Here is a 15499-nt window from a genome sequence, read left to right as displayed (position 1 = left end):
ACGATGCGCGTTGCCCGTCTCGTCACCGCTGGTCTCGGCCTGACCTGCGTACTCGCGGGCAGCGTGCCCGCGTCGGCCTCAACCGTTCCGCCGCCCGCGTCCGCCGGGTCGTCCCGCCCCCCTCTCGTCTGGAGTTCCTGTTCACCGCAGCAGGAGGAACTGCGCGCCGCGGGCGCGCGTTGTACACGGGTGACCGTGCCGCTCGACTACGCGGACCCCGACGGCCCGACGATCGAGATCGCCGTCTCACGGATCGCCGCGAAGGGAGGGCACGGGAAGCGCCGGGGCATCCTGCTGTCCAACCCGGGCGGCCCCGGCGGCACGGGCCTGGCCAACACGCTTCATCTGCGCCCCGCGTTGAAGGATGCGGCGGACCGCTACGACCTGATCGGCTTCGACCCGCGCTTCCTGGGCGAGTCCACGCCCGTCAGCTGCGACCCCGCCGCTCCGGCGCCCGCGCCGGGCCCCACCACGACCCGCCGTGAGGACTTCGACCGGTCGGTGCGCGACGCCCGCGACACCGCACGCCGCTGCCAGGAGCACGGGGACAACGCCCGGCTCCTGCCGCACGCCACGTCCCGGAACGTCGCCCGCGACATGGACGCGATCCGCGCGGCGCTGGGCGCGCCCGAGCTCTCCTACTACGGCGTCTCGTACGGCGCCGACCTGGGCGCCGTCTACACCCAGATGTTCCCCCGCCGCGCCGACCGGATCGTCCTCGATTCGTCCACGGACCCCACCGCCTCCCAGTACGAGCTGTTCCAGCGGGCGGGCCGGCCCCTCGAAGAGTCACTGGACGAGTGGGCCGGATGGGCCGCCGGGCGCGATGCGGCCTACCACCTCGGCCGTACGCCCGCCCGCGTCCGCGCGAGCGTTCAGACGCTGCTCGACGGGGCGGAGCGGCGCCCTGTCGTCGTCTCCGGCGTCCGCCTCGACGCGGGGGCGCTGCGGCTCGTGCTGCGGCAGTTCATCCAGCACGGGGAGTTCGACCCGGCGCTCGCCTCCACCGTGCACGACCTGGTCGAGGCCGCTGCGGGCCGGCCGGTCGAGCCCGGTCCGGAGCTCGCCTCCATGCTGGAACTGCTGGCCTCCCCCGAGCTGGCGGACAGCATGGTGGGCGGGGCGCTCTTCATGTGCGGAGACCGCGGCTGGCCCGCCGGGGGCTGGCCCGGGAACCCGGAGACGTACTGGCGGAACATGGAACGCAGCCGCGTGAGCCAGCCCGTGTTCGGTCCGTTCGTCAACGGGATGATCGCGCCGTGCGTGTTCTGGCCGAGCGCGTCCCACGAGCCCGCGACGGTGATCGGCAACGACGTCCCCCTGCTGATGCTCCAGGCCCGGCGCGACAACAACGTCCCGTTCGAGGGGGCCCTGGCCCTGCACAGCCGCCTGACCGGCTCACGCCTGGTGACGGCGGACATCCGGTCGCACGGCGTGTTCGGGCTGGGGCTGGACGGCCTCACCCCTGTGCCCTGCGCCGACCGGGCCGTCGTCGGCTACCTGCGGGACGGCACGCTTCCCGACGCCGACCTGACCTGCCGCCGTACGGAGGAGACCCGGTGATCAGCCGACGCAGAGGCCTGGCGACCGCGGCCGCGACCCTGCTCACCGCGGGGGCCGCCCCGACAGCGGCGACCGCCGCGCCGCCACCCCTCCGTACCACCGGACCGCACGGCGACAGCCGGTCACGCGCCCGCCTCCAGCGCGACGCGGACGCGATCCTGGCCACCGGCGCCACAGGTGTGCTGGCCGAGGTACAGACCGCCGACGGCCGGACGACGGCTCGGGCGGGCCGCGCCGACGGGTCCGGCCCGCGGCACCCGGTCCCCTGGGACGCGTACTACCGGATCGGCAGCGACACCAAGACCTTCACGGCTGTGCTCGTCCTCCAACTGGTCGGCGAAGGGCGGCTCGCGCTCACCGACACGGTCGAGCGCCGGCTGCCCGGCGCGGTGCGGGGCAACGGGAACGACGGCCGCAGGATCACGGTCGCCAATCTGCTGCGGCAGACCAGTGGCCTGAACGACTATCTCGCCGTCTCCCCCGACGCGGCCGGCGCGTTCACCCCGGCCGGGTACCGCCGCTCGCGCTTCCTGAGCACGGTCCCCGAGGACCAGCTGAAGGCCGCCCTGACCCAGCCCCCGCTCTGGCTGCCGAACGCCGGGCACCCCGAACGGGAAAGCCGCTGGGGCTACTCCAACACCAACTACGTGCTGGCCGGACTGATCGTCGAACGGGTGACGGGCCACTCCTGGGAGCAGGAGATCCACGACCGGCTCATCGAACCACTGGGCCTGCGCCACACACTCACCCCGGGCACCTCGCCCTACGTCCCGGCGCCCACGGCCACCGCGTACACCTGGTTCCCCGACGTGGAGCGGCCGACCGACACGACGCTGGCCTCCGGTGGCTGGGCGGACGGCTCGCTCATCAGCACCACCCACGACCACGGCGTCTTCCTGCGCGCGCTCATGAGCGGCGGGCTGCTGCGTCCGGCCCAGTTCGCCGCGATGAAGGAGACGGTGGCGGCCGACGACTGGATCGCGGCTCCGGGCGTCCGCTACGGCCTGGGCATCGCCTGGCGGCCGGTGGCCGGGAGCCGCGACGGGATCTGGTTCCACGGCGGCACCCATCTGGGGATCGTCTCCGAGAGCGGGGTGACACCGGACGGCGCACGGGCCGCGACCAGTGCGACCTTCACCCTGCGGATGGGAGACCCGGCGCAGGCCGCGCAGGACGCCGCCGGGCGGGGGCTGATCGCAAGGGCGCTGACCGGCTGGTGATCCCTCCGCCGTCCAAATCATGCAAGCGTGCTTGATTGTTCTTCGTCCTGCTGCCACGCTCGTCCCGACGGTCCTCCGTGGCACGGCAGAAGGAGAGCAACCCGATGAGCCAGCTCGCCGCCCCCACCCACGAGCGCGGCATCACCACCCTCACCCTGGACTCCCCGGCCAACCGCAACGCGCTGAGCGCGGGGCTGGTCGGGGAGTTGACGGTGGCGCTGGGCGCCTGTGCCGCCGACGACACCGTACGGGCCGTCGTCCTCACCCACACCGGCAACACCTTCTGCGCGGGCGCCGACCTGACCGCCCCCGCGGACCCGGCGGCCTTCGTCGCGCTGCTGCGGCAGATCGTCGCGCTGCCCAAACCGGTGGTGGCCCGGGTCACCGGCCACGTCCGGGCGGGCGGGCTCGGGCTGCTCGGTGCCTGCGACATCTCGGCGGCCGGGCCTGCCGCCTCCTTCGCGCTCACCGAGTCCCGTCTCGGCCTCGCCCCCGCCGTGATCTCGATGCCCCTGCTGCCGCGCCTCGACCCGCGCGCCGCCGCCCGCTACTACCTCACCGGCGAACGCTTCGACGCCACGGAGGCCGCCCGGATCTCCCTCATCACACTGGCCGCCGACGACGACGGCGTGGACGAGGCGCTGGCCCCCGTACTCGACGGGCTGCGCCGGGCCTCCCCGCAGGGGCTGCGGGCATCGAAGGAGCTGGTCACGGCTAGTGTGCTGGAGAGTTTCGACCAGCACGCGGAAGACCTCATCGCCCGCTCCGCGGCACTCTTCGCCTCCGAGGAGGCCCGGGAGGGGATGACGGCCTTCCTCGAACGACGGGATCCCGCATGGGTGTGGTGACACAGGGCAGAAGCCCCGGCCCCAAGCAGGACCGCAGCCGGGCCACCCGCATGCGGCTCCTGGAAGCCGCGGTCTCCTGCCTGGCCGAACACGGCTGGGCGGGCTCCACCGTCTCCGTCGTCGCGGAACGCGCCGGGGTCTCGCGCGGCGCCGCCCAGCACCACTTCCCCACCCGCGAGGACCTGTTCACCGCGGCCGTCGAGTACGTCGCGGAGGAACGCTCCGCCGCCCTGCGGGCCCTGCCCGACCAGGACCGCGCGGCGGTCGTCGCCGCCCTCGTCGACCTCTACACCGGCCCGCTCTTCCGCGCCGCCCTCCAGCTCTGGGTCGCCGCCTCCAACGAGGAGCAGCTCCGCCCCCGCGTCACCGAGCTGGAGGCCCGCGTCGGCCGCGAGACCCACCGCATCGCGGTCGGCCTCCTGCACGCCGACGAGAACCGCCCCGGCGTACGCGAAACGGTCCAGGGCCTCCTGGACATGGCCCGCGGTCTGGGCCTGGCCAACGTCCTCACCGACGACACGGCCCGCCGCCGCCGCGTGGTGGCGCAGTGGGCGGCGATGATCGAGGACGCGCTGGGCTGACGCCGACCGGGGCGCGGCACCACCCGTCCGGCGGCGATGTCACAACTGGCGGCACCCGTTTCGTCGTTCAGGGAAACGACCTCCCGCAGGGGAGCGCCGGGCCGTGCTCGACCCCTTGAATCGGAGAAGCCATGTCCGCTGCATACCTCACCCTCACCATCCTCGGCGTGGTCTTCAACGGCGCCGCCGCCGTCACCTGTCTGATCGGCCACGACTACCCGAAGACCCAGGCGGACATGAAGGGCATCGACCGCAAGTGGGTCCCGGTCCTGGGGTCGCTGCTCGCGGCGGGCACGGTGGGGCTGGCGGCCGGACTCGTCGTCCCGGTCCTGGGCACCCTCGCCGCCATCGGCCTCATCCTCTACTTCATCGGCGCGATCTACGCGCACCTGCGGGTGGGCTCCCGCGACATCGTGGGCGGGATCGTGTTCCTCGCCACGGCGGCGGCCGTCCTGGTGCTGGGGCTGCTCGATCACGGCGCCTGGTAGCGAGGGGCCCGGATATCCTGCTCGGTCCCGACAGGCCAGGGAGGCCCCGCACCATGACCAGCAACACGTCCCCCTTCCCCGCCCGGATCGAGCTGACGGGGGAGGGTCTCGTCCTGCGCGACTGGACGGAGGCCGACCTGACCGCGATGCCGGACCTCTTCGACCACGCCGACATCGCGCACTGGACCCCGATCGTCTCGCCCTTCGACGAGAAGGCCGCCCAGACCCGCCTGGACAGGGCCCGGCGCCTGCGGGAGGAGGGCTCGACCATCCTGCTCGCGATCACCGTGGACGGCGGCGCCCCGCTCGGCGAGGTGATGCTGCGCCGCGCCCCCGAGGGCACGGAGCTGGGCTACGCCGTCGGCCCCGCCCACCGCGGCCACGGCCTGGCCGCACGGGCGGTACGGCTGATGGCGGGGTACGCCTTCGAGGAGCTGGGCGCGGACCGGGTGATCCTGGAACTGGAGGCCGACAACGCCGCGAGCGTCGGGGTCGCCACCCGGGCGGGCTTCAGCCTGCTCGACATCCCGCTGATCGAGGGCGAGGAGAAGGGCAGGCCCTACGCCCTCCAGACCTGGGGCCTGGACCGCCCCTGACGGGCACGGGCCGCCACCGCCCTACTGCGCCGCCCCTTGATCGCCTACCGGGCGGAGCCTAGGCTCCTGTGCCCATGGGGAACCGGACCGCGGGCGGCGGGCATGGCGCGACGGGCCGGGCGGGCGTCGTGCGGCCGTGGCTCTGCTGGCCGGGGCGGCGGGGCTGGCCGTTCTGGGCACGGTGTTCGTCCTGCTGCCGGGCGTGGTGGTGAGCTTGTTCCGCTTTGACGGACACCATCGGTATGTGGTCAGGCTGCGAGTGCGGTCTCGTACTCGGCGGGACTGAGGTAGCCGAGGCTGCTGTGCAGTCGGTGCAAGTTGTACCAGCCCTCGATGAAATCGAAGATCGCGGTGCGGGCGGTGGCCCGGCTGGGCCAGGCGGAGGTGCCGAGCAGTTCCCGTTTGATGGTCGAGAAAAACGACTCCGCGAGCGCGTCGTCCCAGCACTGACCGGTGCGGCCGACCGACAGCCGGACCCCGAACTGGGCTGCCAGGGAGGCGAATTGCTGACTGGTGCATTGACAGCCGCGGTCCGAGTGGAAGATCACGGAACCGGTGGGGCGACGCTGCCGGCAGGCGGCTGTCAGCGCCTCGGCAACAAGATCGGTTCGCAGGTGATCGGCGGTTGCCCAGCCGACCACGCGCCGGGAGGCGATGTCGATGACCGTGGCCAGATAGAGCCAGCCCTCATCGGTCGGGATGTAGGTGATGTCGCCGCACCAGCGGGTGTCGAGCCCGGTGCGGCCGGGCTGGAAGTCCCGGACGATGAGGTCGGGACGCAAGGCAGCCTTGGGATCGGGGACCGTGGTCACGTACCGTCGGCGGCGGTGCCGGCCCTGCAGCCCGGCGGACCCCATCAGTCGTGCGACACGACGACGGCCGCACCCGGCGCCCTCGCGCTTGAGCACGGCGTGCACGCGCGGGGCCCCGTAGGTTCCGCGCGATCTCGCATGGACTGCGGTGATCTGCTCGGTCAGCTCGGCATCCCGCACCGCCCGGGGGCCGGGCAGGCCGGAGCGGCGGGCACAGAAGGCGGTTCGGGAGACCTTCATCAGCTCACACGCCCGTTTGACGCTGTGACCTGCACGCTTCTCCGCCTCGATGAACGGGTGCACCGTCACCGGGTCTCCTTCGCGAAGAAAGCTGTGGCCCGCTTGAGGACGTCGACATCCTCGCGCAGCCGGCGGTTCTCCCGCCGCGACGCGGCCAGCTCACCGCGCTCACTGCTGGTCAGCCCGTTGCGCTCGCCCCCGTCGGCCTCGGCCTGCTTCACCCAGTCCCGCACCGCGGTCTCGGTCAATTCGAAGTCCTTGGCCACTTGACCGACCGAGCGGTCACCCCGTCGGCACAGATCGACGATCTCGGCCTTGAACTCCGGCGTGAACGAACGACGAGGGCGGCGAGGCTTCTTCTTCCCTATGCTCTCCATGATGGACATCCTCCCGGGGCTGAACCCCTGATCTCGGATGTCCGTCAAAGCGGATCAAGCACACCAGGAGGCTGCCCCATGCCGGTCGACGCCACGGCGCACATTCGCATCGCCCGCCCCTCCCGCGACCTCCGGGCGGCGGAACGCTTCTGGGTCTCCGGGCTCGGGCTCGACGTCCTCTACCGGCACGAGGCCGACGGCACTCCGGGCCTGCACTCGCTGCTGATGGTCGGGTGGCCCGACGCAGCCTGGCACCTCGAACTCGTCCACGACCCCGCCGCCCCCACCGAGCCGCGCCCCACCCCGGAGGACCTGCTGGTCGTCTACCTCGGCGAACCGGTACCGGACTCCCTGCTGGAGCGGCTCGAACAGCACGGCGGCAAGCGGGTGTCCGCGCACAATCCGTACTGGGACACCTGGGGCGTGACCGTCCAGGACCCGGACGGATATCTCCTGGTGCTCTCCACCAGGAACTGGTCCAACTCCTGGAAAGCCGGCAAAGCTCCCTCACGTCTCGATCTGGATATTTAAGGGTCCATTTCCGGACCGGTGGGTTGTGGGTGATTGCCATATGCAGCCACCCTGGGCGATCTTCGTGAAGTGGTCATGCCCACGAGCAACGCCTTCGCCATCGACCACGTCGAGTGCCGCGGCGGGGAGAACTTCCTGAAGATCTGGTCCCACCTGGACGGCCGTACCAGCGTGGACTGCTACGCCAACAAGGGCCGTACCGGCGTCGGCAGTTGGTGGGTCGACCGCATCTCGACGGGCAACTACGACCTCACCTACTACGACGCGAACGGCGACTCGGTGCGCACCAACCGGTGGACCGACATCACGTTCCCGAAGGCGGGCAGCCGTCGGCCGGGCATGTCGTCGGGGACGAGATGCCCGGCGCGCGGACGTGGGAACGGGGTCAGCTGGTCCAGAGGACCGGGCTGTCGCTGTACGCGTCGCCCTCGTCGAACGAGGCGGCCGCGATGGGCGTGGTCTTCGTGGCGCTGAGCGAGCAGGTCTCGTACGACGCGCCCTTCTTGGTGAAGTCGCGCGGCGCGGTGTCGTTATCGCACTTGCCCGGGAGGTCACCGATGAGGACGATGCCCGTGGGGCCGCCGTCGGCCAGCTCGCCGCGCAGCTTCAACGAGGCGTACGAGAGGTCGGTACCGCCGACGTTCTCCACCTTCATACGGATGTAGTAGGGCGTCATGCCCTTCGCCTTCGCGCCGAATCCGGCCATGTCGGCCTCCGCGCCCTTCTCGATCGCCGTGACGGTCACCGCGATGGTGCCCTTCTTGTCGGTCCCGTACTTGAACGGCAGCACCGCCTTCTCACCGACCTTGAGCTTCGTGCCCGGCGCGGTGACGTCACCGGCCGGGGCGGCACCGTCGTCGCCGGGGTCCGCGGCGGGGCTGCTCGGGTCCGCCGCCGCCGAGTCGGACGCCGCCGGGTCGGCCGACGCGGGGGCGGACGCCGACGGCGAGTCCGGTGCCGCCGCCGAGTCGTCGCCGTCACTGCATGCGGTGAGCCCGAGCCCCATGGTGGCGAGAGCGGCTGCGAAGAAGATGCGTCCCTTGTATGTCATCTCGACCTAACTGGCAGTGAGAGCTGCCGGTACGACAGCTGGTGCGTTCAGCAGACGCATCTCAGAATGGGTCGGGAATGACACAGGCATGCCACAGGAATGCGACGGGTGCGGCACGGCTCGGCGCGCCGACGGGCGGCCCGGCTCTGCCGCCGGACCGCCCCAGCACCTCTCAGTTGCCCAGGTCCGCCAGCTGATCGAACCCCGGGATCTCCCGCGGGCTGCGCGTCCCCGGACCGGTGTACGTGGCCGAGGGCCGCACCAGGCGGCCCGTCCGCTTCTGCTCCAGGATGTGCGCCGACCAGCCCGCCGTACGGGCACACGTGAACATCGACGTGAACATGTGCGCCGGCACCTCCGCGAAGTCCAGCATGATCGCCGCCCAGAACTCCACGTTCGTCGCCAGCACCCGGTCCGGGCGCCGGGCGTGCAGCTCCTCCAGCGCGGCCTTCTCCAGCGCCTGCGCCACCTCGAAGCGCGGCGCGCCCAACTCCTCTGCCGTGCGCCGCAGCACGCGGGCGCGGGGGTCCTCCGCGCGGTAGACGCGGTGCCCGAAGCCCATCAGGCGTTCGCCCTTGTTCAGGGCCTTCTTGACGTACGCGGTGGCGTCCCCGGTCCGCTCGATCTCCTCGATCATGCCGAGGACGCGGGACGGCGCGCCGCCGTGCAGCGGGCCCGACATGGCCCCCACCGCGCCGGACAGTGCGGCCGCCACGTCGGCGCCGGTGGAGGCGATGACGCGGGCGGTGAACGTCGAGGCGTTCATGCCGTGCTCGGCTGCGGACGTCCAGTACGCGTCCACGGCTTTCACATGGCGGGGGTCGGGCTCGCCGCGCCAGCGGATCATGAACCGTTCGACGACGGACCCGGCCTTGTCGATCTCGCTCTGCGGGACCATCGGCACCCCCTGCCCGCGCGCCGACTGGGCGACGTACGAGAGCGCCATGACGGCGGCCCGCGCGAGGTCGTTGCGCGCGGTCTCCTCGTCGATGTCCAGGAGGGGTTTCAGGCCCCACACGGGGGCGAGCATCGCCAGCGCGGACTGCACGTCCACCCGGATGTCACCGGAGTGGACCGGGATCGGGAACGGCTCCGCGGGCGGCAGGCCGGGGTTGAACGCCCCGTCGACCAGCAGCCCCCAGACGTTGCCGAACGACACGTGGCCGACGAGATCCTCGATGTCGACCCCTCGGTAGCGGAGCGAACCGCCTTCCTTGTCGGGTTCGGCGATCTCCGTTTCGAACGCGACGACTCCTTCGAGTCCGGGTACGAAGTCGGACATCAGGCGGCTCCCTCGGATCGGCGGCTGCGGGCGGGCCGCGAACGGCCCGCCCCACGATATTGGCGGGTTCCGACGTGACCGGGAAGCGTGACATCCGGCACAGCTCCCCGTTCTCTCCCGGAACGGTTGACGGCCCTCCTCGCCGGGCAGACTCGGCCGCTGCGGCAGGATGAGCGTGTGTCCACCGCAGATTCCTCCTTCGATTCCACCACCGATCCGGCCGCGATGCGCGAGCAGTACCGTTCCGAGAGCTTCTCCGAGGACGATCTGGCCACGGACCCCATGCGGCAGTTCGCCCGCTGGTTCCGGCAGATCGCCGCAGGCGGGATGCTGCACGAGCCGAACGCCATGGTCGTGTCCACGGCGACGCCCGACGGCGTGCCGTCCTCCCGGACGGTGCTGCTGAAGATGTACGACGAGCGCGGCTTCGTCTTCTTCACCAACTACGAGTCCCGCAAGGGCCGCGAGCTGGCCGCCAACCCGCGCGTGTCGCTGCTCTTCCCCTGGCACCCGCTGGCCCGCCAGGTCATCGTCACCGGCAGCGCGGCCCGCGTCGACCGCGAGGAGACGGCCGCCTACTTCCGCACCCGCCCGCACGGCTCCCAGCTCGGCGCCTGGGCGAGCGACCAGTCCTCGGTGATCGGCTCCCGCGAGGAGCTGGTGCGGCGCTACGAGGAGCTGTCGGCCCGCTACCCGGAGGGCGAACGGATCCCGGCGCCCCCGCACTGGGGCGGCTTCCGGGTCGTCCCGGCCACGATCGAGTTCTGGCAGGGCCACGAGAACCGGCTGCACGACCGGCTGCGCTACGTACGCGAGGACGCGGACGGGGTGGACGGGGCCGCCGACAGCGGGGCCGCGTGGCGCGTCGAGCGGCTGAGCCCGTAGGACGCCGCCCCCGGACACGCAGAAACCCGCAGGCTCTGGACCCTCCTTGCGGAGGGGCCGGCCGGACTGACCGGCGAGCCTGCGGGTCGGTGACTGCTTGGGATTGGCCGGCGACCGGCCCTGCACTGCAAGAGTGCGACGACGGGCGTCAGCCCGCAGTCACCTCACGAGTCCGAAAAGAAATCACTTCCGGAGCACCTCCCTTCATGTGTACCCACAGCCTAGAAACCGCCCCGGGGGCCGCACAACCGAATTATCCGCGTCATTGATTTCGGTGAAGTCGCTGTGTGCTGGGTCACGTTCGAGTTCAATGGTCTGACGTGCAGTAATGCCGGACACGTCCTGCAGGGGGTACGGGGATGAGTGCTTCCAGGAGCAGCGGAACCACCGACGCTCTCGGGCCCGAGGAAGGCCCGGAGGGACGGCAGGAGCCCCCGGCGCCCCCGGAGGCGCAGGCGGACGGCCCGCGGCGATTCCCGGGTCCGAGCTGCTGGCGGCCCTGCTCGACGGAATGGACGCCGCGCTCTGCGCCTTCGACGCGGGCGGCACCGTCACCCACTGGAACCGCGAGGCCGAGCGGATTCTCGGCTGGTCCGCGGCGGAGGCCGTCGGGAGACCCGGGTTCGCCGGATGGGCCGTGCGGCGGGCGGACGCGGGCGAGGTCCAGGGGCGGCTGATGGCCGTCATGGACGGGCCGGGGCGGCAGGTGCACGAGTTCGCGCTGCTGCGCAAGGACGGCGGCCGGGTGCTGGTGCGGACCCAGTCGGCCGGGGTGCGTGGCGCGGACGGGAAGCCGGCCGGGGTGTACTGCGCGTTCAGCGAGGTCCACGCGCAGATCGATCTGGAGCGGGCCATCGCGCTGAGCGAGGCGCTGTTCGGGGACGCGTCGTGGGGGGTGGTCCTCGTCGATGTGGACCTGCGGCCGACCGTCGTCAACGCCCACGCCGCCCGCGCGCTGGGCGGCGGCCGCACGGCCCTGCTGGGGCGGCCGCTGGGCGAGCTGATCGTGCAGGGCGTGGAGGACCTGGAGGGCGCGCTCCAGCACGTGCTGGCCGCCGGGGAGCCGCCCGCCCCGGTCGAGCTGTGGGTGACGCTGCGGACGGCGGAGGGCAGCCGGCGGCGCTGCTGGCGCAGCGGCTTCATGCGGCTGGCCTCGCCGCTCGCGGAGGAGCCGGTGCCGCTGGGCGTCGGCTGGCTGTTCCAGGACATCACGGAGTCGAAGCTCGCCGCCCAGGACGCGGACCGGGCGCGCTTCCGCTCGAACCAGCTGCACCGCGCCTCGCGCTCCGCGGCCGAGTGCGAGGACCCGATGGAGGCGGCGACCACCTCGCTCGACTACGCGCTCGCGGGCTTCGCGGACCACGCGCTGATCGACCTGGTGGCGGGGGAGCGGCTGGTCCGCGCGGCCGCGACCCCGTCGGACGCGCCGGGGCCGTGCCTGCCGGTGGCCGGTGGCGGCATCCCGCTGCGGTACGCACCCGGCCACCCCGCCCTCCAGGCGGTGGACCGCACGGGCTCGGTACGGGCCACGGCGGGGGCCGGGGAGGCGGGGGAGTGGGCGACGGGGCGGCAGTGGCCGGCCGATTCGGTGCACGCCCTGTGCGCGGTGCTGCGGAGCCGGGGCCGGACGCTGGGCGTGGTGACGTTCCTGCGCTCGGCCCACCGTGCCGCCTTCGAACGCCCGGACGCGGTGTACGCGGAAAGCGTGGCGGACCGCGTCGCGGCATCGGTGGACCTGTACAAGGCGCTGAGGGCCGCCGACTCCGGCAACCCCAGCCCGTCCGGCGGCTCCGGCAATTCCAGCCCGTCCGGCGTTTGAGGACGGAACCGCCGCCGGGGTGGGCGCTCACCTCGCGGGCCCCGCTCACCGGCGGCCCCGCTCACCCGCCGCCGGGCGGTCAGTGCCGGTAGAAGATCCGGTCCGCGTACTGCGCCATCACGCGCCCGTTCCACTCGTGCCCGCCGTCGACGTTCCCGGACCGCAGCAACGGCGGCTCCACGCCCCGCTCCAGCAGCCGCTCCGCCGCCGCCGCCATCATCGCCTGCATCACCGCACTGGTGACCACCGTGGAGGCGGGCGCGAACGGCGCCTCGATCCCGTCGACGTTCAGCTCCGCGTCACCGATCGCGATCTTGCTGTCCAGCACGATGTCGCAGTGGTCCCGCAGGAAGCCGCCCGAGCTGTGCCGGGACCGGGTGCCTTCCGCGTACGCGACCGAGGTGACGCCGATGACCTTCAGGCCCAGCGCACGCGCGTTCATCGCCATCTCCACCGGCAGCGCGTTGCGCCCGGACAGCGAGATGATCACCAGCACGTCGCCCGGCTTCGCGGGGCTGGAGTCGAGGACCGCGCCCGCGAGGCCGCCGACCCGCTCCAGCGCGGAGCCCAGGGTCGCGGGCATGACGTCGACCCCGAGCGCGCCGGGGACGGCCATCAGGTTCATCAGGGCGAGGCCGCCCGCCCGGTAGACGACGTCCTGGGCGGCGAGCGAGGAGTGCCCGGCGCCGAAGGCGAAGAGCCGGCCCCCGGCCTCCACGGTGTCCGCGATGGCCGCACCGGCTGCCGCGATGTTGCCGGACTCCTCGTCGCGCACCCGCTCCAGCAGGCCGATCGCTGCGTCGAAGAACTGACCGGCAAGCTTGCTTTCGCTCATCTGAGGAGGGCCTTTCCGGCGGGGTGGAGGTGACCAGGGGCGTCCGTACCGCCGATCACGTTGCGGTCTGGACCAGTGACATGTCAATACCGCACGGAGCTCGCGCGGCCAGGTCCGATGGGCCGCATCGGACCGACGAGGCACGGTTGTCAGCGGTATGCGTCAGAATTGGGTGAGGGCCAGCGCACGATTGCATCGAGGGGCACGAATGTCCGGACTGATCGACACAACGGAGATGTATCTCCGCACCATCCTCGAACTTGAAGAGGAAGGCGTGGTCCCCATGCGCGCCCGGATCGCGGAACGGCTGGACCAGAGCGGTCCGACGGTCAGCCAGACGGTGGCCCGCATGGAGCGCGACGGCCTGGTTCAGGTCGCGGGCGACCGCCATCTGGAGCTGACGGACGAAGGGCGCCGGCTGGCGACGCGGGTGATGCGCAAGCACCGGCTCGCGGAGTGCCTGCTGGTCGACGTGATCGGCCTGGAGTGGGAGCAGGTCCACGCCGAGGCCTGTCGCTGGGAACACGTGATGAGCGAGGCCGTGGAGCGGCGGGTGCTGGAGCTGCTGCGCCACCCGACGGAGTCCCCGTACGGGAATCCGATCCCCGGTCTTGAGGAGCTGGGCGAGAAGGCCGAGGCCGATCCGTTCCTCGACGAGGGCATGGTGAGCCTCTCGGATCTCGACCCGGGCGCCGAGGGCAAGACCGTGGTGGTCCGCCGGATCGGTGAGCCGATCCAGACGGACGCCCAGCTGATGTACACGCTGCGGCGGGCGGGCGTGCAGCCCGGTTCCGTGGTCAGCGTGACGGAGTCGCCCGGCGGGGTGCTGGTCGGCAGCAGCGGGGAGGCGGCGGAGCTGGACTCGGAGGTGGCGTCGCACGTCTTCGTCGCCAAGCGCTGACTCCTCCGCTCCCGGACCCCTCCACTTCCGTCTTTCCGTACGGAACAGCAGCGCCCGGAGGGTTCGCGTGCCAGGCTGTGCCGGTGGGATTACCTGAGAGTGTCCGCCGCCCGGCCGCGCGGTCGGGGAGGGGAGCAGGGTATGCGCCCGTCGTCTGTGCGTGTCCGGCCCGCGCACCGGAAGGGACGCGAGCCCACGCCTGCTTCCGGCCCCGCTCCGGGGCCCCGTGAACGGCGGATGGCCCCGGTGCCTCACGGCACCGGGGCCTGTCCTCCCCTGCTTCCGACCTGGAGCCCCGAGCTCTTCAGGTCGGTCCCTGCGGGCCCTCATCCCCGAGTGGCCCGCCTCCCGGAGAAGATCTCCCCTCCGCGGCCGACGTCAATCCTTGGAAGCGGTCACTCGAACGAGCGGTGTTGTGTGCCGGAACCCGGTTTTCGAATAAGAGTTCGATAGTCTGCTGGTACGCGACCACACGGTGATCGAGGGACCAGAAGGGGGTGCCAGAACTATGGTGCGGCGCATCGATGTGACCGGAACCGACGGCGTACGCCTCGCGGCCTGGGAGTTCACGGATCCGCCCAAGGAGCGCGCGGAGAGCGAACGCGCCCCCGGCGTCTTATTGCTCCACGGGCTGATGGGCCGGGCCTCGCACTGGGCCTCCACCACCCGCTGGCTCGCCGAGCGGCACCGCGCGGTCGGCCTCGACCAGCGGGGCCACGGCCGTAGCGAGAAGCCCGCAGAGGGCCCGTACACGCGCGAGGCGTACGTCAGTGACGCCGAGGCCGCGATCGAACAGCTCGACCTCGGCCCCGTCACCCTCGTCGGACACGCCATGGGAGCGCTCACCGCCTGGCAGCTCGCCGCCAAGCGCCCCGATCTCGTCCGGGCACTGGTCATCTGCGACATGCGGGCCTCCGCACTGGGTGCGGCCTCGCAGCGGGAGTGGGAGGACTGGTTCAGGTCCTGGCCGGTGCCGTTCGCGACACTGTCCGACGTGCGGAAGTGGTTCGGGGAGGACGACCCCTGGGTGGAGCGGCCCAACCCCTCGCGCGGTGAGTTCTACGCCGAGGTGATGGCTGAGAGCGCCGACGGCTGGCGGCCCGTCTTCTCCCGCCGCCAGATGCTCCAGTCCCGCGCCACCTGGGTGTTCGAGGCGCACTGGGAGGAGCTGGCCCAGGTCGGCTGCCCGACCCTGGTGCTCCGCGGGCTGGACGGCGAGCTGGGCCGGGCGGAGGCTCAGGAGATGGTCCGGGTGCTGCCGCGCGGGCAGTACGCGGAGGTGGCCGACGCCGGACACCTCGTCCACTACGACCAGCCCGAGGGCTGGCGGGCCGCGGTCGAACCCTTCCTGGAGCAGCTGGCGGAGGAGGACCGGGACGACCGGGACGACAAGGACGACCGCGAGCCGGTGGCTCCGTAACCTTCCGCCCGCCCCGCCCCGCCCCGCCCCGCCCCTTCCGCCCCGGCCCT

At 72.2% G+C, this 15499-nt stretch carries 15 protein-coding genes and 2 pseudogenes; 12 read left to right on the top strand and 5 right to left on the bottom strand.

The window, feature by feature from the left end; translation table 11 throughout:
* Positions 1 to 3 precede the first annotated feature (3 nt).
* From RLT59_RS15555 to RLT59_RS15530, 6 genes are all read left to right on the top strand, one after another.
* A complete protein-coding gene (locus tag RLT59_RS15555; RefSeq protein WP_311303947.1) occupies positions 4 to 1563 on the top strand; it encodes an alpha/beta hydrolase in 1560 nt (519 codons plus the stop codon).
* On the top strand, positions 1560 to 2783 hold the full coding sequence (locus RLT59_RS15550) for a serine hydrolase domain-containing protein (protein WP_311303946.1): 1224 nt from the start codon (positions 1560 to 1562) through the stop codon (positions 2781 to 2783). The genes RLT59_RS15555 and RLT59_RS15550 overlap by 4 nt, the downstream gene beginning before the upstream one ends.
* A gap of 104 nt (positions 2784 to 2887) precedes the next feature.
* On the top strand, positions 2888 to 3631 hold the full coding sequence (locus tag RLT59_RS15545; protein WP_311303945.1) for an enoyl-CoA hydratase family protein: 744 nt from the start codon (positions 2888 to 2890) through the stop codon (positions 3629 to 3631).
* Complete coding sequence (locus RLT59_RS15540) at positions 3619 to 4212, top strand: TetR/AcrR family transcriptional regulator (RefSeq protein WP_073732849.1); 594 nt, start codon at positions 3619 to 3621, stop codon at positions 4210 to 4212. Before RLT59_RS15545 ends, RLT59_RS15540 begins: the two co-directional genes overlap by 13 nt.
* A 131-nt stretch (positions 4213 to 4343) precedes the next feature.
* On the top strand, positions 4344 to 4700 hold the full coding sequence (locus RLT59_RS15535; RefSeq protein ID WP_311303944.1) for a DoxX family protein: 357 nt from the start codon (positions 4344 to 4346) through the stop codon (positions 4698 to 4700).
* A gap of 53 nt (positions 4701 to 4753) precedes the next feature.
* The gene (locus RLT59_RS15530) at positions 4754 to 5296 is read left to right on the top strand and encodes a GNAT family N-acetyltransferase (RefSeq protein WP_311303943.1); all 543 of its coding nucleotides are present in this window, start codon (positions 4754 to 4756) and stop codon (positions 5294 to 5296) included.
* Between the two features lie 248 nt (positions 5297 to 5544).
* Here the strand turns inward: RLT59_RS15530 and RLT59_RS15525 are convergent, their stop codons facing one another.
* A complete protein-coding gene (locus tag RLT59_RS15525) occupies positions 5545 to 6417 on the bottom strand; it encodes an IS3 family transposase (RefSeq protein WP_311303942.1) in 873 nt (290 codons plus the stop codon).
* Positions 6414 to 6725 carry a transposase gene (locus RLT59_RS15520; protein WP_311303941.1) on the bottom strand — a complete coding sequence of 104 codons (312 nt, stop codon included), beginning with the start codon at positions 6723 to 6725 and terminating at the stop codon, positions 6414 to 6416. Before RLT59_RS15520 ends, RLT59_RS15525 begins: the two co-directional genes overlap by 4 nt.
* A gap of 78 nt (positions 6726 to 6803) precedes the next feature.
* Here RLT59_RS15520 and RLT59_RS15515 point away from each other — a divergent pair, with 78 nt between their 5' ends.
* The gene (locus RLT59_RS15515; protein WP_311303940.1) at positions 6804 to 7256 is read left to right on the top strand and encodes a VOC family protein; all 453 of its coding nucleotides are present in this window, start codon (positions 6804 to 6806) and stop codon (positions 7254 to 7256) included.
* A 75-nt stretch (positions 7257 to 7331) separates the two neighbouring features.
* Positions 7332 to 7586 (top strand): annotated as a pseudogene (locus tag RLT59_RS15510) (beta/gamma crystallin domain-containing protein); the annotation flags it as partial.
* Positions 7587 to 7641: 55 nt separating this feature from the next.
* Here the strand turns inward: RLT59_RS15510 and RLT59_RS15505 are convergent.
* Together RLT59_RS15505 and RLT59_RS15500 are read right to left on the bottom strand one after the other, a co-directional pair.
* Positions 7642 to 8307: a hypothetical protein gene (locus RLT59_RS15505; protein ID WP_311303939.1), complete on the bottom strand. Its 666-nt coding sequence runs from the start codon at positions 8305 to 8307 to the stop codon at positions 7642 to 7644.
* A 172-nt stretch (positions 8308 to 8479) separates the two neighbouring features.
* Positions 8480 to 9589, bottom strand: a complete 1110-nt coding sequence (locus RLT59_RS15500) for a citrate synthase 2 (protein WP_311303938.1) — start codon at positions 9587 to 9589, stop codon at positions 8480 to 8482.
* A gap of 225 nt (positions 9590 to 9814) precedes the next feature.
* Here RLT59_RS15500 and pdxH point away from each other — a divergent pair, with 225 nt between their 5' ends.
* A complete protein-coding gene (gene pdxH / locus RLT59_RS15495) occupies positions 9815 to 10474 on the top strand; it encodes a pyridoxamine 5'-phosphate oxidase (RefSeq protein ID WP_311307734.1) in 660 nt (219 codons plus the stop codon).
* Positions 10475 to 10833: 359 nt separating this feature from the next.
* Positions 10834 to 12293 (top strand): annotated as a pseudogene (locus RLT59_RS15490) (PAS domain-containing protein).
* Between the two features lie 79 nt (positions 12294 to 12372).
* Here the strand turns inward: RLT59_RS15490 and RLT59_RS15485 are convergent.
* On the bottom strand, positions 12373 to 13128 hold the full coding sequence (locus tag RLT59_RS15485) for an SIS domain-containing protein (RefSeq protein ID WP_311303936.1): 756 nt from the start codon (positions 13126 to 13128) through the stop codon (positions 12373 to 12375).
* A 208-nt stretch (positions 13129 to 13336) separates the two neighbouring features.
* Here RLT59_RS15485 and RLT59_RS15480 point away from each other — a divergent pair, with 208 nt between their 5' ends.
* Complete coding sequence (locus RLT59_RS15480) at positions 13337 to 14029, top strand: iron-dependent transcriptional repressor DtxR (RefSeq protein WP_073732829.1); 693 nt, start codon at positions 13337 to 13339, stop codon at positions 14027 to 14029.
* A gap of 508 nt (positions 14030 to 14537) precedes the next feature.
* Entirely contained in the window at positions 14538 to 15449 is a 912-nt protein-coding gene (locus RLT59_RS15475; protein ID WP_311303935.1) for an alpha/beta fold hydrolase, read from the top strand.
* The last annotated feature ends 50 nt before the right edge of the window (positions 15450 to 15499 follow it).

It is taken from the genome of Streptomyces sp. ITFR-6, assembly GCF_031844725.1.
Taxonomy (GTDB): Bacteria; Actinomycetota; Actinomycetes; order Streptomycetales; family Streptomycetaceae; genus Streptomyces.
The sequence above is the reverse complement of the archived record's forward strand: the minus strand, read 5'-3'. Positions and strand labels throughout refer to the sequence as shown.